The 20,903-nt window shown below is 63.9% G+C and carries 20 protein-coding genes; 12 read left to right on the top strand and 8 right to left on the bottom strand.

The window, feature by feature from the left end:
- Positions 1-36: 36 nt before the first annotated feature.
- From ACIPZ5_RS04730 to ACIPZ5_RS04720, 3 genes are all read right to left on the bottom strand, one after another.
- Positions 37-2,901 (bottom strand): class I adenylate cyclase, encoded by a 2,865-nt coding sequence (locus ACIPZ5_RS04730; RefSeq protein ID WP_400806991.1) that lies wholly within the window; start codon positions 2,899-2,901, stop codon positions 37-39.
- A gap of 224 nt (positions 2,902-3,125) precedes the next feature.
- Positions 3,126-3,371: a TIGR02647 family protein gene (locus ACIPZ5_RS04725; protein ID WP_343594415.1), complete on the bottom strand. Its 246-nt coding sequence runs from the start codon at positions 3,369-3,371 to the stop codon at positions 3,126-3,128.
- A gap of 69 nt (positions 3,372-3,440) precedes the next feature.
- The gene (locus ACIPZ5_RS04720) at positions 3,441-3,740 is read right to left on the bottom strand and encodes a hypothetical protein (RefSeq protein WP_261941995.1); all 300 of its coding nucleotides are present in this window, start codon (positions 3,738-3,740) and stop codon (positions 3,441-3,443) included.
- 147 nt (positions 3,741-3,887) lie between these two features.
- On the opposite strand from ACIPZ5_RS04720, the gene ACIPZ5_RS04715 reads away from it, so the two are divergent.
- Positions 3,888-4,550 carry a glutathione S-transferase gene (locus ACIPZ5_RS04715; protein WP_343594414.1) on the top strand — a complete coding sequence of 221 codons (663 nt, stop codon included), beginning with the start codon at positions 3,888-3,890 and terminating at the stop codon, positions 4,548-4,550.
- 153 nt (positions 4,551-4,703) lie between these two features.
- On the opposite strand, the gene argH is transcribed toward ACIPZ5_RS04715, so the two are convergent.
- Positions 4,704-6,098 carry an argininosuccinate lyase gene (gene argH / locus ACIPZ5_RS04710; RefSeq protein ID WP_176509181.1) on the bottom strand — a complete coding sequence of 465 codons (1,395 nt, stop codon included), beginning with the start codon at positions 6,096-6,098 and terminating at the stop codon, positions 4,704-4,706.
- A 309-nt stretch (positions 6,099-6,407) separates the two neighbouring features.
- Between argH and ACIPZ5_RS04705 the strand changes: the two genes are divergently transcribed.
- The 7 genes from ACIPZ5_RS04705 (at position 6,408) to rsd (ending at position 12,848) form a co-directional block, all read left to right on the top strand.
- The gene (locus tag ACIPZ5_RS04705) at positions 6,408-7,151 is read left to right on the top strand and encodes a LytTR family DNA-binding domain-containing protein (RefSeq protein ID WP_261941993.1); all 744 of its coding nucleotides are present in this window, start codon (positions 6,408-6,410) and stop codon (positions 7,149-7,151) included.
- A 178-nt stretch (positions 7,152-7,329) separates the two neighbouring features.
- Complete coding sequence (gene hemC, locus ACIPZ5_RS04700) at positions 7,330-8,271, top strand: hydroxymethylbilane synthase (protein ID WP_343594413.1); 942 nt, start codon at positions 7,330-7,332, stop codon at positions 8,269-8,271.
- Positions 8,268-9,050 carry a uroporphyrinogen-III synthase gene (locus tag ACIPZ5_RS04695; protein WP_343594412.1) on the top strand — a complete coding sequence of 261 codons (783 nt, stop codon included), beginning with the start codon at positions 8,268-8,270 and terminating at the stop codon, positions 9,048-9,050. Before hemC ends, ACIPZ5_RS04695 begins: the two co-directional genes overlap by 4 nt.
- 31 nt (positions 9,051-9,081) lie before the next feature.
- On the top strand, positions 9,082-10,182 hold the full coding sequence (locus ACIPZ5_RS04690; protein ID WP_343594411.1) for a uroporphyrinogen-III C-methyltransferase: 1,101 nt from the start codon (positions 9,082-9,084) through the stop codon (positions 10,180-10,182).
- Positions 10,179-11,417: a heme biosynthesis HemY N-terminal domain-containing protein gene (locus ACIPZ5_RS04685; RefSeq protein WP_400806986.1), complete on the top strand. Its 1,239-nt coding sequence runs from the start codon at positions 10,179-10,181 to the stop codon at positions 11,415-11,417. Before ACIPZ5_RS04690 ends, ACIPZ5_RS04685 begins: the two co-directional genes overlap by 4 nt.
- Before the next feature lie 221 nt (positions 11,418-11,638).
- On the top strand, positions 11,639-12,145 hold the full coding sequence (locus tag ACIPZ5_RS04680; protein WP_400806984.1) for a disulfide bond formation protein B: 507 nt from the start codon (positions 11,639-11,641) through the stop codon (positions 12,143-12,145).
- Between the two features lie 232 nt (positions 12,146-12,377).
- Positions 12,378-12,848 (top strand): sigma D regulator, encoded by a 471-nt coding sequence (gene rsd / locus ACIPZ5_RS04675; protein ID WP_261941987.1) that lies wholly within the window; start codon positions 12,378-12,380, stop codon positions 12,846-12,848.
- Positions 12,849-12,857: 9 nt separating this feature from the next.
- On the opposite strand, the gene ACIPZ5_RS04670 is transcribed toward rsd, so the two are convergent.
- Positions 12,858-13,517, bottom strand: a complete 660-nt coding sequence (locus ACIPZ5_RS04670; RefSeq protein ID WP_343594408.1) for an FKBP-type peptidyl-prolyl cis-trans isomerase — start codon at positions 13,515-13,517, stop codon at positions 12,858-12,860.
- A 299-nt stretch (positions 13,518-13,816) separates the two neighbouring features.
- On the opposite strand from ACIPZ5_RS04670, the gene ACIPZ5_RS04665 reads away from it, so the two are divergent.
- Entirely contained in the window at positions 13,817-14,923 is a 1,107-nt protein-coding gene (locus tag ACIPZ5_RS04665) for an AlgP family protein (RefSeq protein ID WP_400806981.1), read from the top strand.
- Here the strand turns inward: ACIPZ5_RS04665 and ACIPZ5_RS04660 are convergent.
- Entirely contained in the window at positions 14,899-15,381 is a 483-nt protein-coding gene (locus ACIPZ5_RS04660; RefSeq protein WP_261941984.1) for a TIGR02444 family protein, read from the bottom strand. The two genes, ACIPZ5_RS04665 and ACIPZ5_RS04660, sit on opposite strands and share 25 nt — an antisense overlap.
- A gap of 50 nt (positions 15,382-15,431) precedes the next feature.
- On the opposite strand from ACIPZ5_RS04660, the gene ACIPZ5_RS04655 reads away from it, so the two are divergent.
- Entirely contained in the window at positions 15,432-17,342 is a 1,911-nt protein-coding gene (locus ACIPZ5_RS04655) for an ATP-binding cassette domain-containing protein (protein ID WP_313710322.1), read from the top strand.
- 212 nt (positions 17,343-17,554) lie between these two features.
- Entirely contained in the window at positions 17,555-18,187 is a 633-nt protein-coding gene (locus ACIPZ5_RS04650; RefSeq protein ID WP_343594405.1) for a LysE family transporter, read from the top strand.
- A gap of 30 nt (positions 18,188-18,217) precedes the next feature.
- Here ACIPZ5_RS04650 and ACIPZ5_RS04645 read toward each other — a convergent pair whose 3' ends face one another.
- Both ACIPZ5_RS04645 and ACIPZ5_RS04640 read right to left on the bottom strand, forming a co-directional pair.
- Positions 18,218-18,970, bottom strand: coding sequence for a slipin family protein (locus tag ACIPZ5_RS04645; RefSeq protein WP_261941981.1), 753 nt, complete (start codon positions 18,968-18,970; stop codon positions 18,218-18,220).
- Entirely contained in the window at positions 18,970-20,322 is a 1,353-nt protein-coding gene (locus ACIPZ5_RS04640) for a nodulation protein NfeD (protein ID WP_400806978.1), read from the bottom strand. Before ACIPZ5_RS04640 ends, ACIPZ5_RS04645 begins: the two co-directional genes overlap by 1 nt.
- Before the next feature lie 98 nt (positions 20,323-20,420).
- Here ACIPZ5_RS04640 and ACIPZ5_RS04635 point away from each other — a divergent pair, with 98 nt between their 5' ends.
- Positions 20,421-20,879, top strand: coding sequence for an aminoacyl-tRNA deacylase (locus ACIPZ5_RS04635; protein ID WP_027916942.1), 459 nt, complete (start codon positions 20,421-20,423; stop codon positions 20,877-20,879).
- The last annotated feature ends 24 nt before the right edge of the window (positions 20,880-20,903 follow it).

Here is a 20,903-nt window from a genome sequence, read left to right as displayed (position 1 = left end):
GCCAGGAGAGCCGTGCAGAGGGAAATGCCAGCGGGTTCAGGAGGCGAGCTCAGCCTGGATCTTTTGCAGCCCCTGATCGAGCGCATGCTCCAGCTCGCGCTTGTAACGCAGATACAGGCTGGTCGAACCCTGTTCATCCTCTAGCAGTTCTGAAAGGTCCAGGTCGGTGATATAGCAGCGGTAGTGCCCGGCACTGCGGCGCTGGCCGAGGATCTGCCGGGCGACAACCTCATACAGCTGGTCGCCATGCTCCAGCTCGGAAAACTCCCGCTGGTCGCAATACAGTGTGACCTGTACCTCGCCACCGGCACCGGCCTGCAGAATGGCCTGCACCTCGTAGTAGGGCTGATCGGTGGAAACGCTCGGTGTCGGCCTGGGCTCGATGCTGCGTGCCTTGCCTGGCCCTGAAGGCAGCAATTGCGCGTAGCGGATTTCCAGCGATGCCTGTTGCAGGCTGTCCAGCGGCAAGCGCGCGTCGTGGCGCATGACCACCGATCGCAGGAAGCGCTGCAACGGCAGCAGCAGATGGTTTTCATCATGCAGCGGCAGGCGCTGCTGCCACAGGGCATTGTACTCATCCAGCACGTACAGGTCGGCCCAGCCGTCGAGCAGGCGGTAGAACACCTGGATGCAATTGCGCCGGCCTTGTTCCAGCAGCAGAGGCAGGTCGTAGTCCTGCAAGGCATTGCCATCCAGGTGCAGCGGGCTGTAGCGGCTGCGCTCTTCGCCCAGGTAATCGAGCACGGCGTCATGCCCGGCCATGGTCGTAAGGCTGACCTGGCCGGGCAACAGTTCCAGCACATGGGTGTATTGCGCTACCTGCAGCAGGTAGCGGTGGTTCAGGCCCTGGTCGAGCAGCAGTTGCACCGTGTCGAAGATCTCCTCGACCCGCTGGCTGATGGCTTGGGCGCGGTTGTGGCAGAAGCAGCGTACCCGAACCTGTGGCCGGTGGCTGCGTTGGCCGAGGCTGTTGAGGAAGTCACGCAGGCAGCGCAGCAGCGCGTGCTCACCGTCGTAGCGCTGCACCAGCACTTCGTTCCAGCTGTTGAGGGTGATCTGGTCAACGGTCAGTACCAGATTCTCGCGTACGCCAGCGTAGCTCAACGAGTCGGTGCGCTCGGTGGTCATCAGGATGTTCAAGTCGCGGTGATGGCGCAGCGGGTCCACGCCGACGTTGACCAGCAGCAGGATCTCGTCAGCCACGCTTGGTTGCAGCAGGCGCTCTTCGCTGACACTGCCCAGCGGCAGCGGGATGCTCTGCTGCAGGCTGCCCAGCAGGTTGAACAGCTCGAACTCGCTGAGGTCGCTGTCGCCCGGGTGCAGGGCAAGCCGTGTGCTGCTGTCGATGACGCCGTTGCGGTGGGCCCAGGTCAGCAGTTCGAGCAGCTCGCGGCAGCGCTTGATCGGGCTGAAATGCTCCCATTCGTGCACCCCCAGATTACCGTTGTACAGCCCCCAGTGATGGCTGCCAGGCTCCTTGCGGTTTGGCGACTGGACCAACGTCAAGGTGTCTTCGGCAATGTCCGGGGCAATGCCCGGGTTGATCACTTCGATCTTGCCGGCGCGGCGTTCGAAAGCCGCGTACAGGCGCCGGCCCAGGACATTCAGGTCACGCTGGTCGGCGCGGCTGCTGGCGGCCTGGCTTTGCGCGAACTGGCCGAGGAAGCGATAGCTATGGTTGAGCTCCGCTACCAGTTCACGGCGTTCGACGGCGACCTGGCGGACCTTCCATTGGCTGCGGCTGTCGAGCATGGCCAGTTGGCGTTCGTCCCAGCCCCACTCATCGGCCAGGCGCTGCAGCAGTTGCCGTTGCCAGCCGTTGCTGCGGCTACGGTCCAGGCCGCTCAGCTTCTTGTTGACCTTCAGGTACAGGCTGCGCCTGACCAGTTCGAGCCGCGCGGTTTCGCCGCGTTGCTGCAGGTAGCGCTCGATACGCCGGTACACCATCACATACGGGTCGAGTTCATCGAGGTTGAGGTGGTTGGCGAACACTGCCTGCTTGTAGTCCAGGCTCAGGCAGCGCACGGTCGGGTGCTCACTGGCGTAAACCTCGGTCAGCAGCAGCTTGAGCAGCGACTTGTAGGGCGAGTCGATGCCTTTGTACAGCTGCCACAGCCCAGCCCCGACATACTCGCCGGGCGGAATATGTGCAAGGTTGCCAAGGTCGAGGGCGTCCTGGTTGCGGATGAAGCGCTTGGACAGCAGGGTCTGGGTATAGGCCTGATAGTTGTGCTCTTCATAGACCGGCACCAACCACCACAGCGGCGTGCGCCCGGCGAGCCAGATGGCGGTGCGGTAAAACTCGTCGAGCAGCAGGAAATGCTGGGTGGTGCCGCAGTCATCGGAGCTGAGCTGGCTGTCACGTTCGCCCTGAGCGAAGCTTTGCGGGTCGATCAGGAAGAAATGCGCCTCGGCGCCCTGGCTGGCCGCCCAGGCTTCCAGCAGCAGGCATTTGCGACGCAGTTCATCGCGTTCGGCTTCACTCAAACCGGGGGCATGGCACACCCAAAGGTCCATGTCGCTCTGTTCGGCTTGGGCCAGTGAGCCAAGGCTGCCCATCAGGAACAGGCCGTGGATCGGGCGTGGCGGGTTGCCATGGCGCGCCTTGTAGGCAAACGAGCGAGCCAGGCGCTGGGCGTCGGCGATCTGTTCGACATCCGGCTCGAAGCCCGCCACCCCGGCCGGCGTGGCACCAGAAACGTAACCGGGCAGCAGCGGATGGTTGACGTGGAACAGCAGCGGCAGCAGGGTCAGGACCAGCTGCTGGCGGCTCGACAGGCCTTCCATTGCGCGTTCGAGCCGGCATTGGTTGATGTGCAGGAAGCGCGCACGCAATGTCGCCAGGACCTTGCGGTCGATGCCTTCGTCCAGGTCAGGGCGGATTTCGTGGGGGTGGTTCATTGCGCACTCAGGGCGGGCCGGGGGAGCTGTGGGCGAGTTTAGCCTGAGTGGGGCAGTCGGATAAGCGGAATATGGATTATTGGCGCCATTTTTCTATCGCTTGTTCTGGCTCTTTCGCGGGCCAGCCCGCTCCCACAAGTACCGCGCCATACTTGGGGCGGTGTAAAACCTGTGGGAGCGGCGGTTCGGCGCCCCGACTTGCCCGCGAAGAGGCCGGTGTGGGTTTATGCGGGCTGTGGGGATTTGAGGATGTTCAGCAGCAGTTGCACGCTTTCTACCGCATCATGCCCCAGGCTGGTCAGGTAACCGCCATCGGGTTGATCGGTCAGTTGCTTCTCGTACAGCCGTTGCGCGGCGGCGACCAGGGCAGGGGAGGCGTTGGCGTGAATCTTGATCCCTTCCTGGCTGCTGTCCAGGTTGAACAGGGCGAGTACTTCCAGTTCGGCGATCAGTTCGGGGGTAAAGGACATGGCGACTCCTGACTTCCAGACGAGGATGGCGGCACCGCCAGCGGTGCCTGACCCTGGAGTGTAGCCGGGTTATTCGTCGTCGCCTTGATCTGCCTCAGGCGGCAGTTCGGGCAGGGCGCGCAGGGCGGCCTCGTACCACTCGCCGTTGAATGGGCGGTCATCCTTGAGCATGTTGTCGATCTCGATGGCCAGCACGTGGGCCATGAGGTTGAGGATGTCTTCGCGCTCGTAGCCGACCAGGGTCAGCTTGTTGAAGGTGGCCTTGGCCGCTGGCGGCTCGCCGCTTTCAATCTGGTTTTCGATGGCCTCGGTCAGCGTCGCCTCGGCGAATGCTTCGTCGTCATTGTCGATTTCGTCGTGCTCGCTCATGGCGGTACTCCTATGGTGGGACGCACAGTTTGCCATGCCCGCGTCAGCAATGCCCGGTCATTGACCGGGTGCATGACGCTGGTCAGGCATCGGCGTACGGTCTATAACAGCCGAGCCATCCCCACACGGCCTGGAGGCTGTAACCCCATGCTCAAGCTTCACGGATTCTCGGTCAGCAACTACTACAACATGGTCAAGCTGGCCCTGCTGGAGAAAGGCCTGCCTTTCGAAGAAGTCGCCTTCTACGGCGGTCAGGCGCCGCAGGCGCTGGCAGTCAGCCCGCGCGGCAAGGTGCCGGTGCTGGAAACCGAACACGGGTTCCTCAGCGAGACCAGTGTGATCCTCGACTACATCGAGCAGACCCGCGGGGGCAAGGCGCTGCTGCCTGCCGACCCGTTCGAGCAGGCCAAGGTGCGTGAACTGCTCAAGGAAATCGAGCTGTACATCGAATTGCCGGCGCGTACCTGCTATGCCGAATCGTTCTTCGGTGCGGCGGTGGAGCCGCTGATCAAGGAGCGGGCGCGTAGCGAACTGCTGGCGGGCTTTGCAACGCTCAAACGCAATGGGCGCTTTGCCCCTTATGTGGCGGGCGAGGAGCTGACGTTGGCCGACCTGATGTTCTGCTTCTCGGTCGATCTGGCCTATGCGGTGGGCAAAAAGGTGCTGAACATCGACTTCCTGGCAGACTTCCCTGAGGCGAAGGCGTTGCTCGAGAAAATGCGCGAGAACCCGCACATGGCGAAAATCGTGGCGGACAAAGAGGCGGCGATGCCGGCCTTCATGGAGATGGTGCGCAGCGGCAAGCGCTGAGACCGTGTTGGAGCCTTCGCGGGCAAGTCGGGGCGCCGAACCGCCGCTCCCACAGGTAAGGTGCAAGGCTCAGGCAATGCACGGTTACTGTGGGCGCGGCGGTTCGGCGCCCCGACTTGCCCGCGATCGAGGGCGAAGCCCTCGCAATGGACCTTAGCGCGAAGCCAGCAGGGCCTTGCCGCGAGCGACGGCAGCACGCACCTGGGCCGGTGCCGTACCACCGATGTGGTTACGGGCATTCACCGAACCTTCCAGGGTAAGCACGGCAAACACATCCTGCTCGATCTGGTCGCTGAACTGGCGCAGTTCGTCCAGACTCATCTCGGCCAGGTCCTTGCCGGTGTCGACGCCATATTTCACGGCGTGGCCGACGATTTCGTGGCAGTCACGGAACGGCAGGCCGCGGCGGACCAGGTAGTCGGCGAGGTCGGTTGCGGTAGAGAAACCGCGCAGCGCCGCTTCGCGCATGATGGCGTGCTTGGGCTTGATCGCCGGGATCATGTCGGCAAAGGCGCGCAGCGAGTCGCGCAGGGTGTCGGCGGCGTCGAACAGCGGCTCCTTGTCTTCCTGGTTGTCCTTGTTGTAGGCCAGCGGCTGGCCTTTCATCAGGGTCAGCAGGCCGGTCAGGGCGCCGAAGACACGGCCGCTCTTGCCACGCACCAGCTCCGGCACGTCCGGGTTCTTCTTCTGCGGCATGATCGAGCTGCCGGTGCAGAAGCGATCAGGCAGGTCGATGAACTGGAACTGGGCGCTGGTCCACAGCACCAGTTCTTCGGAGAAACGCGACAGGTGCATCATCGCCACGCTTGCGGCAGCGCAGAATTCGATGGCGAAGTCACGGTCCGAAACGCCGTCCAGCGAGTTGCCGGCCACGGCCTCGAAGCCCAGCAGCTTGCAGGTCAGTTCACGGTCGATCGGGTAGGTGGTGCCAGCCAGCGCGGCGCTGCCCAGCGGCATGCGGTTGGCGCGCTTGCGGCAGTCGACCAGGCGCTCGTAGTCGCGGCTGAGCATTTCGAACCAGGCCAGCAGGTGATGGCCGAAGGTGACCGGCTGGGCGGTCTGCAGGTGGGTGAAGCCGGGCATGATGGTTTCGGCTTCACGCTCGGCCTGCTCCAGCAGGCCCTGCTGCAGGCGAGTGATCTCGGCCAGGATCAGGTCGATCTCGTCACGCAGCCACAGGCGGATGTCGGTGGCTACCTGGTCGTTGCGGCTACGGCCGGTGTGCAGCTTCTTGCCGGTGATGCCGATGCGGTCGGTCAGGCGTGCTTCGATGTTCATGTGCACGTCTTCGAGATCGACGCGCCAGTCGAAGCTGCCAGCCTCGATCTCGCCCTGGATGGTTTTCAGGCCATCGATGATGGTGTCGCGCTCGGCATCGCTGAGCACGCCGACCTGCGCCAGCATGGTGGCGTGGGCGATCGAACCCATGATGTCGTGGCGGTACAGGCGCTTGTCGAAGTCGACCGAGGCGGTGAAACGGGCGACGAAGGCGTCGACGGGCTCACTGAAGCGGCCGCCCCAGGACTGATTGGTCTTGTCGGTGCTCATGGATTCACTCATTGCAGGCGTGAACGAAAAAGTGGCGCCGATGATAGCAGGGTTGGGCCGACTGCCGCAGGGCGTCGGTCGTCAGAAACCGCTGGAAAACATCCATAAAGGCAGGCCAGGACGATATTCAACGATTGAACGGCAGTGTTCCACGGACCGTCTACAGTTGGACAGAGGACTGGCAGCGATTCTGCCGGCTCAGTGAATCTTTGGCCTTCGTATCGGTCTAGAGCGTGACCGCAGTGTCGCTCGACCTGCTCTTGTCTACGCTATACCTGTGCGAGACTCACTCAGGAATCCAGAGCAATTATGAATGTCCTGATCGTTGATGACGAACCCCAAGCCCGTGAACGCCTCACACGGCTGATCGCTGAACTTGAGGGGTACTCCGTGCTGGAGCCCAGCGCCACCAACGGCGAGGAGGCCCTGGCACTGATCGAAAGCCTCAAGCCCGATGTGGTCCTGCTGGACATCGGCATGCCAGGCCTGGATGGCCTGCAGGTCGCTGCTCGCCTGTGCGAGCGCGAGGCGCCGCCGTCGGTGGTGTTCTGTACCGGTGATGATGAATACGGTGCGGAAGCTTTCAAGGACAGCACCCTCAGCCACGTGACCAAGCCCATTCAACCTCAGGCCCTGCGCGACGCCTTGCGCAAGGCCGAGAAGCCCAACCGTGCCCAGTTGGCGGCGCTGACCCGGCCTGGCAGTGAAGGCGGCGGCCCGCGCAGCCATATCAGTGCGCGCACGCGCAAAGGGATCGAGCTGATTCCTTTGCCCCAGGTGATCTATTTCATTGCCGACCATAAGTACGTGACCTTGCGGCACGAGGCCGGTGAGGTGCTGCTCGACGAGCCGCTCAAGGCGCTGGAGGACGAATTCGGCGAACGCTTCGTGCGCATTCACCGCAATGCGCTGGTTGCCCGCGAGCGTATCGAACGCCTGCAACGCACGCCGCTGGGGCATTTCCAGCTGTTCCTCAAGGGCCTCGACGGTGATGCCCTGACCGTCAGCCGCCGGCATGTGGCGGGTGTGCGCAAGATGATGCAAACACTCTAAGGCCGAGCCTGCATGGCAAGGGCTGCGCCCTTGTTTGCGGCTCCAGCCGCTCCCACAGGTACGGCGCCGCCTGTAGGAGCGGCGTTGGCCGCGAAGGCCTCTCACGCTGATCCACATCTGCTAGCGATGCCGGTGATGCTGTTATCATCAGCGGCATTTCTCTGGATCGGGGCGTTCCATGTCCACTCGCGAAATCCGCATTGCCACCCGTAAAAGTGCCTTGGCCCTGTGGCAGGCCGAATACGTCAAAGCCCGCCTCGAGCAGGCCCACCCCGGTCTGCTGGTGACCCTGGTGCCCATGGTCAGCCGCGGCGACAAGCTGCTCGATGCGCCGCTGGCGAAGATCGGCGGCAAGGGCCTGTTCGTTAAGGAGCTGGAAACAGCGCTGCTGGACAATGAAGCCGACATTGCCGTGCATTCGATGAAGGACGTGCCCATGGACTTTCCTGAGGGCCTGGGGCTGTACTGCATCTGCGAGCGTGAAGACCCGCGCGATGCCTTTGTCTCGAACAGCTTCGCCAGCCTCGACGCGCTGCCGGCCGGCAGCATCGTCGGCACTTCCAGCCTGCGCCGGCAGGCCCAGCTGCTGGCACGTCGGCCGGACCTGAAAATCCACTTTCTGCGTGGCAACGTCAACACGCGCCTGGCCAAGCTCGATGCCGGTGAGTACGACGCCATCATCCTCGCCGCAGCAGGCCTGATCCGACTGGGCTTCGAGGAACGCATCACCGCAGCCATCAGTGTCGACGACAGCCTGCCAGCCGGTGGCCAGGGGGCGGTAGGTATCGAGTGTCGCAGCGCTGACAGTGAAATCCATGCGTTGCTGGCACCGCTGCACCATGCCGATACCGCCGACCGCGTGGTTGCCGAGCGAGCCTTGAACAAGCGCCTCAACGGTGGCTGCCAGGTGCCGATTGCCTGCTATGCGGTGCTCGAAGGCGATCAGCTGTGGCTGCGTGGCCTGGTGGGCCAGCCAAGTGGCGGCACCTTGCTGGTGGCTGATGCCCGCGCGCCGCGTGCGAATGCAGAAACCTTGGGCGTGCAGGTTGCCGAAGACCTGCTGGGCCAGGGTGCCGAAGCCATTCTCAAGGAAGTCTACGGCGAGGCCGGGCATCCGTGAGCCCTTGGCGCCTGTTGCTGACCCGGCCTGAAGAGGACTGCGCGGCACTGGCGCAGAGCCTGGCGACTGCCGGTGTGGCCAGCAGTTGCCTGCCGTTGTTGGCCATCGAGCCCGTCGCCCTGGCTGACGGGCAGCTGCGCCAGCTGGCCGGGCTGGCGCAATGCCGAGCCATCATCGTGGTCAGCAAGCCGGCGGCCCGATTACTGCTCGGGCAGCTGCAGCGGGCCGGCCTGCCGGCGCCAGCAACAGGCTGGTTTACCGTGGGCGAGGCGACGGCGGCGGTGCTGCAGGGCGCGGGCCTTCAAGTGACATTTCCCATGCAGGGCGACGACAGCGAGGCCTTGCTTGCGCTTGCGGCCCTGCGCCAGGCTGTTGCAGCGCCTCAGGCACGTGTACTGATCGTTCGCGGCGTCGGAGGTCGCGAACTGCTGGCCGAGCGTCTTGCAGAGCAAGGTGCTAGTGTCGAATATCTGGAACTGTATCGTCGCTGCCTGCCGGAGTACCCGGCGGGCACACTGATGCGCCGCATAGAAGCGGAACGCCTCAATGGCCTGGTGGTCAGCAGTGGGCAGGGTCTTGAACATTTGCAGCAGATGGCCGCCGCCGACTGGCCGCGCGTAGCCAGCCTGCCGTTGTTCGTGCCGAGCCCGCGGGTCGCTGAACAGGCCCGGGCCGCAGGGGCCCAACAGGTTGTGGATTGCCGTGGCGCGAGTGCCACGGCCTTGCTGGCAGCCGTGCAGCGCAGTGCTGCACCTGCCTCTCAAGGCGCTTCGCACTAGCGTGAGGCGCCCCCATGCAAAGGATGGATACGTGAGCGAAACTGTCTTGTCCAACAATGATCAGCCGTCGGTGCAAGAGCCGGCGCAACCCGTCACCGACAAGCCTGTAAAGCGTTCTGGCAGTGGTCTGGCCGTGCTGGCGCTGTTGTTGGGTGCGGCCGGGGTTGCAGTTGGGGGTTGGGGTGTCTGGCAGGTGCGGCAGCTGCAAAGCAGTGAAGTGAACCAGGGCCAGCACCTCGAAGCCCTCAACCAGCGCGCCGCTGCACTGCAGCAGCGTGAACAGCAGATCAGTGCGCAACTGGCCAGCCTGCCGGCGGCCAGCGAACTGGAAGACCGCCGCCGCCTGGTGGCGCAGCTGCAAGGCGACCAGCAACGTCTCAGCCAGCGTCTGGAAACCGTACTCGGCGAGAGCCGCAAGGAATGGCGCCTGGCCGAGGCCGAACACCTGTTGCGCCTGGCCACCCTGCGCTTGTCCGCGCTACAGGACATCACCAGCGCCAAGGCGCTGGTCGAAGGTGCCGACGAAATCCTCCGCGAGCAGAGCGACCCGGGTGCCTTTGCCGCCCGCGAGCAGCTGGCGCGCAGCCTGGCCACACTCAATAGCACCCAGCAGCCGGACCGCACCGGCCTGTTCCTCAAGCTCGCCGCCCAGCGTGAGCTGGTGCAGCAACTCAGCGCACAATCGCCCGAGTTCGCCAGCAACGCCGATGCGCTTGGCGCGCTGACTGCCGATGGTGATGGGGCCAGTCGCCTGTCGCAGTGGTGGGCAGAAATCTCCAAGTACTTCCAGATCGACTTCAATGCCGACGACAATGTGCGGCCGTTGCTGGCTGGCCAGCAGCTCAACCAGCTGCGCCTGGCCCTGAGCCTGACCATCGAGCAGGCGCAGTGGGCTGCGCTCAATGGCGAGGCCAAGGTCTACAACCAGGCCCTGGATGATGCACGCAGTGTGCTGCTGGCCAACTTCAATGCTGACAACCCGCAAAGCAAGGCGATGCTCGAAAGCCTCAACGCGCTGGCTGAGCAGCCTGTCTCGGTAGTGACCCCGGACCTGAGCGAAAGCCTGGCGGCGGTGCAGGCATATATCCAGCGCCGCCATCTGCCAGCCGAGGCTGAAGGGGGCAAACCATGAAGCGTGTCTACCTGTTGGCCGTACTGGCGATCGTGATTGCCGCAGCGCTGGGCATTGCGGTGGCCAAGCACAGTGGTTATGTACTGATCGCCTACGGTGGTTTCCGTTACCAATCCGGATTGTGGGCGGCACTTGCGGCGCTGGCGGGCGTGGTGGTGGTGCTGTTGCTGCTGCGTTACCTGGTCGGTCTGGTGCTGACCTCCAGTGGCGTGGTCAACCCGTGGTCGCGACGCAACCGCAGCCGCCGCGTGCGGATCGCCATCGAACAGGGCCAGCTGGACCTGGCCGAGGGCCGCTGGGCCAGCGCTCAGCGCCACCTGCATCGTGCTGCCGAGGCTGAGCGCCAGCCACTGCTGTATTACCTCGGCGCCGCCCGCGCCGCCAATGAACAGGGGCGCAAGGAGGACAGCGACAACCTGTTGGAGCGTGCCTTGGAGCGTCAGCCCCAGGCCGAGCTGGCCATTGCCCTGACCCATGCGCAATTGCAGATGGACCGCGGCGAGCGCGATGCTGCGCTGGAAACCCTGCTGGCCATGCAGGAGCGCCACCCCCATAACACCCAGGTGTTGCGCCTGTTGCAGCGCCTGCACCTGGAGCGTGGCGACTGGTCGGCGCTGATTCGCCTGCTGCCGGACCTGCGCAAGGGCAAGGTGTTGCCGGCCGATGAGCTGGCCGCGCTGGAAAAGCGCGCCTGGGGCCAGAACCTTGGCCTGGCGACCACCCGTGGCGAGGATTCGCACAGTGCCCGTCAGGCCCTTGAGCGCGCCTGGCAGCAGTTGACCGCAGCCCAGCGTCAGGAGCCGCAACTGGTGCTGGCCTATGCCGAACAGTTGCGCCAGGTTGGTGCCCAGGGCGAAGCCGAGCAGGTGCTGCGCACTGCGCTCAAGCGTGAGTACGAAAGCCACCTGGCTCGCCTGTATGGCCTGGTCCGCGGTGATGACCCGGCGCGTCAGCTACAAACCGCTGAAGGCTGGCTGAAGGCCCATCCACAAGACCCGAGCCTGTTGCTCACCCTGGGTCGCCTGAGCCTGCAGAACCGCCTGTGGGGCAAGGCGCGTGACTATCTCGAAAGCAGCCTGCGCATGGAGCGTAATCCGGAAGCCTGTGCCGAACTGGCGCGCCTGCTTGCCAGCCTGGGCGAAACCGAACGCAGCAATCAGCTGTTCGAGGAAGGCCTGGGCCTGCTCGATGAGCGTCTTCTGGCACTGCCGTTGCTTGAGGGCGCGCGCGCCTGAACGCCCCATGAGCCCGCGCCAGTGCGCGGGCTCATGGGGCCGGTAACTTATTCAGCGTTATAAAGTTAGTTCTACAATCTTTTCTTAAGAACTTTCCTACAGCTCGAATAGAAACTTCCCTTGCAATACAGCGACTTGTCATTCCAGTAGCGCCTTGAAACAACCCCGGCCTTTCCTCTACCGTTCCAGGCCACTTCAACTTTCCCGGGACATTTCTGCCCATGTCTATGGCCAGTCTGCGCACGTTCTTCATTCCGGCATGCCTTGCCGCGCTGGCGGTGCTGGGGGCGTCTTTCCATCTCGAAAGTGTTCTTGGGCTTGTGCCTTGCCCACTGTGTTTCAGCCAGCGGCTACTGCTGGGCATTTATGCATTGGTGAGCCTGTGTGCGGCGTTGCATGCGCCTGGCATTGCCGGGGCACGGCGATACGCGCGAACGGCGCTGCTGTTCGCAGCTAGCGGTGCTTTGCTGGCGGCACGTCATGTGTGGTTGCAGGGGGCAGTTGATGCCAGCCACATGTGCCCGTTGCCGATCGGGCGCATGTTCGAGCTGTCGTGGCGCGAAGCTGCGCGCCAGCTGTTGCTCGGTGGCCCAGACTGCAGCTCGCTGACCTGGAGCTTTCTCGACCTGACCTTGCCAGAATGGAGCCTGCTGGCGTTTCTGCTGCTGGCAGCGCTGCCCTTGAGCTGGCTGCTGGCGTATCGTTTCCGCTCGCTTGGCAATCCGTGACCTGGCGCATACCGCTGGCCGATAGCGCGACCAATGGTGGTGCATCGGGGTATTAAACACTTGTATGAACTTTGTCTGCTGCGTACCTTGATGCTAAGCACGCGCGGGAATAATCTCCCAGCACGCATACCGAAAACACAACTGCTCGATGCCGTCCTGCTGATGTCACCTTTGTGCTGCACGGTCGTGGTGCGAGGTGCAGCGGCATCTACCCAGAAGGGAAGAGATCGCCATGCTCGATAGTTGTCAGAACGCCCAGGAACGCTGGGGTGGGGTTCACAAGCTGATCGACCGTTGGCTCGAGGAGCGAGAGGAGCTGGTCCAGGCTTTCCGCATCTTGCGCGACGCCAAGCCAGCCTTTGCCGACAAGCACAAGAACCGCGACTTCTGTGCGGTGCTGGTGGATTATGTGTCAGCCTGGCACTTCGAAGTCAGTGAGCAACTGGTCACCGAGGCCAAGGCGTTCGGGGATGAGAAGGCGCTGAAACTGGCCGAAGAGATCAACCCGCGGATCAACGACATTACCCAGATCGCACTGGCCTTCAACGACCACTGCGAGAAGGGCGAATGCAAGGACATCGAGCGCTTCGCCGAGAAGCTGGGCAAGTTGGGCAGCCTGCTGCACGAACGCTTCGAGCTCGAAGACTGCCTGATCGAGGTACTGCATAACGCGCACAAGGAAGAGGGCGCGGTCGAAGCCTGACGGTCGACGTCAGTCGCCGACCGCCAGCAACTCGATTTCGAACACCAGCGGCGTGTAGGGCGCGATCAGGTCACCCGCGCCCTCGGCACCGTAGGCCTGTGCCGAGGGGATAACCAGGCGCCAGGTCGAACCCGCCTTCATGTGTGGCAGCGCCACCTGCCACCCTTCGATCACCGAGTCGAGGCTGAACCACTGCGGTTGCTGGTTCTGGTCGAATACCGAGCCATCCGGTAGCCTGCCGACATAGCGTACCTGAACCTTGCCGCCGGCTTTGGGTTGCGCGCCATTACCCGCTTTCAGCTCACTGTAGAGCACGCCTTCCGGCAGTTCGTGCATGCCGGCGCGGGCCCGCTCGTTGGCCATGAAGCGGGTTTCCACGGCTTGCAGTTTGGTCACTTCGGCTTGTTCGGCGGCGCTGCTGGCCTGCTCTTCGTGCTGTTGGAGAATGGTCTCCATGCGTGCCTTGTCGAGCTTTAGTGGCTGGCCCTGATAGGACTGGCGCAGGCCTTCGACCAGCGCATCCAGTTGCAGGCCGGGCATTTCCTGGCGCAGGCGCTCACCCAGGCTGGCACCGAGGCTATAGGCCAGGTCGTGATCATTGGCAGGAGCGGTATCGGCCAGGGCGAATGGCGCCATTAGGCACAGGCTGAGAACAAGAATACGAGACATGGGTAGGTTCTGATCCAGATGTGTGTAATGGCTCGGGTGCTTGGCGTGATTGATTGGTTGTTGTCGAGATCGAGCGCCGCCCGCGCGGCGCTCGATATACGCAACGATAAACGACTCAAGTCATGCACCCCGCAAAAACCTGCAACGTTTTGTTAAGCAACTACACTTGCACGGAGCTGCAAGATAACAACTTTGCCCAGGCATGCAACGCGGCGCCATCAATACTGTCAACATGCCCTAGCGGCGGTAGCAGCAGAAGCATAGTATGAGCCGCAATCTCGTCAGCCAGGAGGTAAACCATGTCGGCTAAAAAGAAACCAGTAAATACGCCGTTACACCTGCTCCAGCAACTTTCGGGCAGCCTGCTCGAACACTTGGAAGAGGCCTGCTCGCAAGCGCTGGCTGATGCGGAGAAATTGCTGGCCAAGTTGGAAAAGCAGCGCGGCAAAGCCCAGGAAAAACTGCACAACGGTCGCCTGAAGTTGCAGGATGCGGCCAAGGCAGGCAAAGCCAAGGCACAGAACAAGGCGCAAAAGGTTATTGGTGAACTTGAAGCATTGCTCGATTCGCTCAAGGAACGCCAGACTCAGACGCGTACTTACATTCAGCAACTAAAGCGTGATGCTCAAGAAAGCCTGAAACTGGCCCAAGGTGTTGGCAAGGTTCGTGAGGCCGCTGGCAAGGCACTCGACCAGCGTGCAGTGGCTGCCAAGACCGTGAAACCGGCTGCTGCCAAGGCACCGGCCCGCAGCGCCGCCAAGCCTGCTGCCGCCAAGGCCCCGGCCAAACCGGCCGCTGCCAAGGCCCCAGCCCGCGCTACCGCCGCCAAGCCAGCCGCTAAAGCTGCCGCAGCCAAACCTGCAGCCAAGCCGGCCGCGAAAACTGCTGCAGCCAAGGCGCCTGCCAAACCAGCGGCCGCCAAGCCTGCAGCAGCCAAAGTCCCGGCCAGAGCCGCCGCAGCAAAACCTGCCGCCAAGCCAGCCGCGAAACCTGCTGCAGCCAAGGCGCCTGCCAAACCAGCGGCCGCCAAGCCTGCAGCAGCCAAAGCCCCGGCCAGAACCGCCGCTGCCAAACCTGCCGCCAAGCCAGCTGCGAAACCTGCTGCAGCCAAGGCGCCTGCCAAACCAGCGGCCGCCAAGCCTGCAGCAGCCAAAGCCCCGGCCAGAACCACAGCCGCCAAACCTGCCGCCAAGCCAGCGGCTAAAGCGGTTGCCGCTAAACCCGCTGCCGCCAAGCCAGCCGCCAAACCTGCAGCGAAGGCCCCTGCAAAACCGGTCGCGGCCAAACCTGCCGAAACCAAACCGGCTACACCAGCCGCCAGTGCGCCAGCGACCAACTCGGCCGCTCCCGCCACCCCCTCGGCACCAGCCAGCACCCCAGCTCAGGCGCCGTCTTCGGCTTCCTGAAGTGCTGCGGCCGCGACGCGCAAGCTAACCAGCGCGTCGTGGCCACGGGCCTGGACCGGTGCCAGCCGGTCCAGCCAATTGTCCGTGGGCTCATGCGAGCCTGAGGGCCATTGTTGCGCACAGGTTTGCAGCCGTTGCAGCAACTCCTTCTCCGCTTGTAACTCCAGACCCTTCACCTGCTCACGCAACGCCGCCAGGTGTGGATCGTGCTGCGCGGGCGTGCGCCATTGCTGGCGCAGGCAACGCAACGGCGCAACCACATCGTGTTGCCACGGCCCGGCAATCGCACGCAATGCCTGGGCGCGCTCTTCGCTGAAGCTGACGGCACGCGCCTGCAGCCAGGTCGCACACAGCAACAGGCAGACGTCGCCCCCCATTGCCTGCACATCCAGGCAAGCCGTTTCGGCACCTGGGCGGGCATAGAGCGCCAGGGCGTGATTCCACAGGTCGGTGTACATGATTCCACTCACGCTGCGGGCCGAGGAAGCTGGTAGACTCCGCGACCACTATGATCAGACTATCCAACCTCACTTTACAGCGTGGTCCGCAGCGCTTGCTAGAAGGCGCCGAGATGACCCTGCACGCCGGTCACAAGGCCGGCCTGATCGGCGCCAACGGCGCCGGAAAATCCAGCCTGTTCGCCTTGCTGCGCGGTGAGCTGTCGCCCGATGCCGGCGATTGTCAGCTGCCCGGCGACTGGCGCATCGCCCACATGCGTCAGGAGGTCGATACCCTCGACCGCCTGGCCGTGGACTATGTGCTCGACGGTGACGCCCGCCTGCGCAAGGTTCAGGCCGAACTGGCCGTGGCCGAGCAGGCCCACGACGGCACTGCCCTGGCGCGCCTGCACAGTGAGCTGGAAGTCGCCGACGGCTACACCGCCGATGCCCGCGCCCGTAAATTGCTGGCTGGCCTGGGGTTCACCAACGAGCAGATGGACCGCCGCGTCGGTGACTTCTCCGGTGGCTGGCGGATGCGCCTGAACCTGGCCCAGGCGCTGATGTGCCCGTCCGACCTGCTGCTGCTCGACGAGCCGACCAACCACCTCGACCTCGACGCGATCCTGTGGCTGGAAGACTGGCTCAAGGGTTACCCAGGCACGCTGTTGCTGATTTCCCACGACCGTGATTTCCTCGATGCCGTGGTCGACCATGTGCTGCACGTCGAACAGCGCAAGCTCAACTTGTACAAGGGTGGTTACACCGCCTTCGAGCGCACCCGTGCCGAGCGCCTGGCGCAGCAGCAACAGGCCTACGAGAAGCAGCAGGCGCAGCGCGCGCACATGGAAAAGTACATCGCCCGCTTCAAGGCCCAGGCCACCAAGGCCCGCCAGGCACAGAGCCGGATCAAGGCCCTGGAACGCATGGAAGAGCTGTCGGCGGCCCATGTCGATTCACCGTTCGACTTCGTCTTCCGCGAATCGCAGAAGATTTCGAGCCCGCTGCTGAGCCTGTCCGAAGGCCGCCTGGGCTATGGCGACAAGGCCATCCTCGACAAGGTCAAGTTGCAGCTGGTGCCGGGAGCACGCATCGGCCTGCTCGGCCCCAACGGCGCCGGCAAGTCGACCCTGATCAAGAACCTCGCCGGTGAGCTCGAGCCGCTGTCGGGCCGCCTGGTGCGTGGCGAGAACCTCGCCGTCGGCTACTTCGCCCAGCACCAGCTCGACTCGCTGGACGACAAGGCCAGCCCGCTCTTGCACCTGCAGCGCATCGCGCCGACCGAGCGCGAGCAGACCCTGCGCGACTTCCTGGGTGGCTTCGATTTCCATGGCGACCGTGTCGACGAGCCGGTGGTGAACTTCTCCGGTGGTGAGAAGGCCCGCCTGGCCCTGGCGCTGATCGCCTGGGAACGGCCGAACCTGCTGCTGCTTGACGAACCTACCAACCACCTCGACCTGGAAATGCGCCTGGCGCTGACCATGGCCCTGCAGGAGTTTGCCGGTGCCGTAGTGGTGGTTTCCCACGACCGTCACCTGCTCAAGAGCACCACCGACGACTTCCTGCTGGTGGCCGATGGCAAGGTCGAGCCTTTCGATGGCGACCTCGACGACTACAGCCGTTGGCTGGTCGAGTATCGCCAGCGCAGTGCGCCGGCCAGCAATGCCCCGGTCAACCCGGACAAGACCGACAAGAAGGCCCAGCGTCAGGCTGCGGCGGCCTTGCGCCAGCAGTTGGCACCGCACAAGAAGGCGGCCGACAAGCTGGAGAGCGAGCTCAACCAGGTGCATGCGCAGCTGGCCGAGGTCGAAACTGCGCTGGGTGATGGTGGTGTGTACGAAGCGGCGCGCAAGGATGAGTTGCGCGATCTGCTGGCGCGGCAGACCAAGCTCAAGCAGCGCGAAGGTGAGCTTGAGGAAGCCTGGATGGAGGCTCTGGAAACCCTGGAGAGCATGCAGGCTGAGCTTGAGGCTTTGTCCTGATCCATTGTGGCCGCCTGTTCCGGCCCTTTCGCGGGGCAAGCCCGCTCCCACAGGAAAACCACCAGCTTCAGAGCCTGTGAAGTACCTGTGGGAGCGGGCTTGTCCCGCGAAAGGGCCAGCACTGGCGATAGAATGTCCGCAGAATTTGCTGGTTATTTTTTCGCCAACCCCTTAGCTTAACGTTTTGCAACAATTGTTGAGCGAGGTGTGTGATGTCGATGGAAGTGTGGTTGGGCTTCTTTGCCGCGTGCTGGGTGATCAGCCTGTCGCCGGGTGCCGGGGCGATTGCCTCGATGTCCAGCGGGCTGCAGTACGGTTTCTGGCGTGGGTACTGGAATGCCCTGGGCCTGCAACTAGGCCTGATCGTGCAGATCGCCATCATCGCCGCCGGCGTGGGTGCCGTCCTGGCCGCTTCCGCCACCGCCTTTCAGCTCATCAAGTGGTTCGGTGTCGCCTATCTGGTCTACCTGGCCTACAAGCAATGGCGCGCCCTGCCGATGGACATGGCCGACGAGTCCGGCGTGCGCCCGATCGGCAAGCCGTTGAGCCTGATGTTCCGGGGTTTCCTGGTCAACGTCAGCAACCCCAAGGCGCTGGTGTTCATGCTCGCTGTGCTGCCGCAGTTCCTCAACCCGCATGCGCCGCTGCTGCCGCAGTACATCGCGATCACCGTGACCATGATCAGCGTCGACATGCTGGTGATGGCGGGTTACACCGGGCTGGCTTCGCGGGTGCTGCGCCTGCTGCGCACGCCCAAGCAGCAGAAGCGCCTGAACCGTACCTTTGCCGGGTTGTTCATCGGCGCGGCGACCTTCCTCGCCACCCTGCGTCGGGCGCCAATCTGACCGAGAGCCGGGGCTGCCAGGCAGCCCCGGTCATTTCTGCTTGTCCACCAAGCCCTTGAGCAAGTCGATCGGCAGCGGAAAGACAATGGTCGAGCTCCTGTCCCCGGCAATCGCCCCCAGTGTCTGCATGTAACGCAACTGCATGGCCCCCGGCTCCTTGCTGAGCATCTGCGCGGCCTGCATCAGCTTTTCCGACGCCTGCAATTCACCCTCGGCGTGAATCACCTTGGCCCGCCGCTCGCGTTCGGCTTCTGCCTGGCGGGCGATGGCGCGGATCATCGATTCGTTGAGGTCGACATGCTTGATCTCGACGTTGGCCACCTTGATGCCCCAGGCGTCGGTCTGGGCGTCCAGTACCTGGCGGATGTCCGAATTCAGCTGCTCGCGCTCGGCCAGCAGTTCGTCCAGCTCGTGTTTGCCCAGCACCGCTCGCAAGGTGGTCTGGGCCAGCTGGCTGGTGGCGACGAGGAAGTCCTCGACCTGGATGATCGCCTTTTGCGGATCGAGCACGCGGAAATACAACACCGCATTGACCTTCACCGATACGTTGTCGCGGGTGATCACATCCTGCGGCGGTACATCCAGCACCACGGTGCGCAGGTCGACCCGGACCATCTGCTGGATCACCGGGATCAGCAGGATCAGCCCCGGGCCTTTGACCTGCCAGAAGCGCCCCAGCTGGAACACCACGCCGCGCTCGTATTCGCGCAGGATGCGAAATGCCGAGAGCAACAGCATCGCCAGCACGATCAGCACCGCGCCGAAACCCACTTGCATGAACATCATCGGTCTCCTTGCGCCGCCGGTGCGGCGGCGCTCACTTCCAGAATCACGCCATGGCGCGCCGTGACCCGAACGTTCTGCCCGGTCTGAAGCGGCGTTGAGCACTGGACTTGCCATTGTTCGCCCTGGGCCTGTACCGAACCACAGAACGGGTTGTCCGCCAGCACGTGGGTGACCGTCACCAGGCTGCCGACCAGGCCGGCGTCACCGCTGACCAGCGCCCGCCGCCGCGCCTTGATGGCCATGCCCAGCACACCGCCGATCAGCAGCGCCGAGAGCACGGCGAGAGTGCCGATCAGCAGCAGCGGGATACCGAAGCCCGGTGCATCGGTGTCGATCAGGATCACCGCGCCGGCCACGAAGGCCACGATGCCACCGAAACCGACCACGCCGAAGCTGGGCAGGAACGCCTCGGCGATCATGAAGGCGATGCCGAGCAGGATAAGTGCCACGCCGGCGAAGCTCACCGGCAGCAGCTGCAGGGCGTACAGCGCCAGCAGCAGGCAGATACCACCGACCACGCCGCCCAGCGCTGAGCCGGGGTTCATGAACTCGAACAACAGGCCGTACACCCCGATCATGATCAGGATCAGCGCCACGCTTGGGTTGGTAATGACGGCCAGCAGGCGCGTGCGCCAGTCCGGCAGGTGCTCGACCAGCGCCGCGTCCCGTGTTTGCAGCAGCCGTGGTTGGCCGGCGGCGACCAAGGTCTTGCCGTCGAGTTGGCGCAGCAGGTCGGGCAGGTCGTTGGCCACCTGGTCGATCACTTTCAGGCGTAGCGCTTCACTGGCAGGCAAGCTGACTGCCTCTCGCACCGCCTGCTCTGCCCAGTCGGCATTGCGCCCGCGCAGCTGAGCCAGGCCTCGGATGTATGCGGTGGCATCGTTGACCTGTTTGCGCGCCAGGGTCTGTTCCTCGTCGCTCGGCTTGGCCTTGTCGTCCTTTGGCGTACCGGGCAGGCCACCGATCTGCACCGGCGTGGCGGCGCCGAGGTTGGTCCCCGGGGCCATGGCCGCGACGTGGCTGGCATACAGGATGTAGGTGCCGGCGCTGGCGGCACGGGCGCCGCTGGGGGCAACGAAACTGACGACCGGCACCGGGCTGGCGAGAATCGCCTTGATCATCTGGCGCATGGCGCTGTCCAGCCCGCCGGGAGTGTCCAGGCGCAGCACCACCAATTGGGCGCCCTGGGCCTTGGCCTGTTCGAGGTTGCGCAGCAGGTAGTCGGCGCTGGCCGGGCCGATGGCATCATCGATACCCAGCACCCAGACGCTGCCGGGCGCCGCCTGACCGGCCTGGGCAAGGCCAAGCAGAAGCAACAGCAGCAAGCAGCGGCAACATCGAGTGATCACCTGTCGTCACCTCGTCGACCTCTCTGCTTGAAGTTTAGCCATGCCTGCCGGCCCAAGGCCTAAAATTGGAAATTGGGGGGCGAAACCGGAGGTGCATCATGCGTATGGCCAAAACCCTGCAGCAGCGCCTGGACCAGGCCAACTGCGACTACGACATCATTCCCCACCCACACTCGGCCACCAGCCTGGAGTCGGCGCGCACGGCCGGGGTGCCCGCAGAGCGGGTCGCCAAGTCGGTCATGCTCGACGACCGCCATGGCAACTACATCATGGCCGTACTACCGGCCAACCGGCACATGGACATGAGCAAGGTGCGCATGTCCGGCGCCTGGCAGCTGACCCGCGAAAGCGCCTTGCCGATGCTGTTCGGCGATTGCGAGCGGGGTGCCATCCCGGCGATGGGTGACGCCTACCAGATCAAGATGCTGCTCGATTCGAGTCTTACCCGCCAAGGCGATGTCTACCTGGAGGCGGGTGACCACGATCACCTGATCCACATGAGCATGGAGCAGTACCTTAAACTGGTGCCGCAAGCCGAAGTACGCGAGCTGTGCTGATGTTTTCAAGCCAATGCCGGGCCG

This window comes from Pseudomonas sp. NPDC089428 (genome assembly GCF_044749325.1).
Lineage (GTDB): Bacteria > Pseudomonadota > Gammaproteobacteria > Pseudomonadales > Pseudomonadaceae > Aquipseudomonas.
Note: the sequence above shows the minus strand (reverse complement) of the source record. Positions and strands in the feature narration are given on the sequence as shown.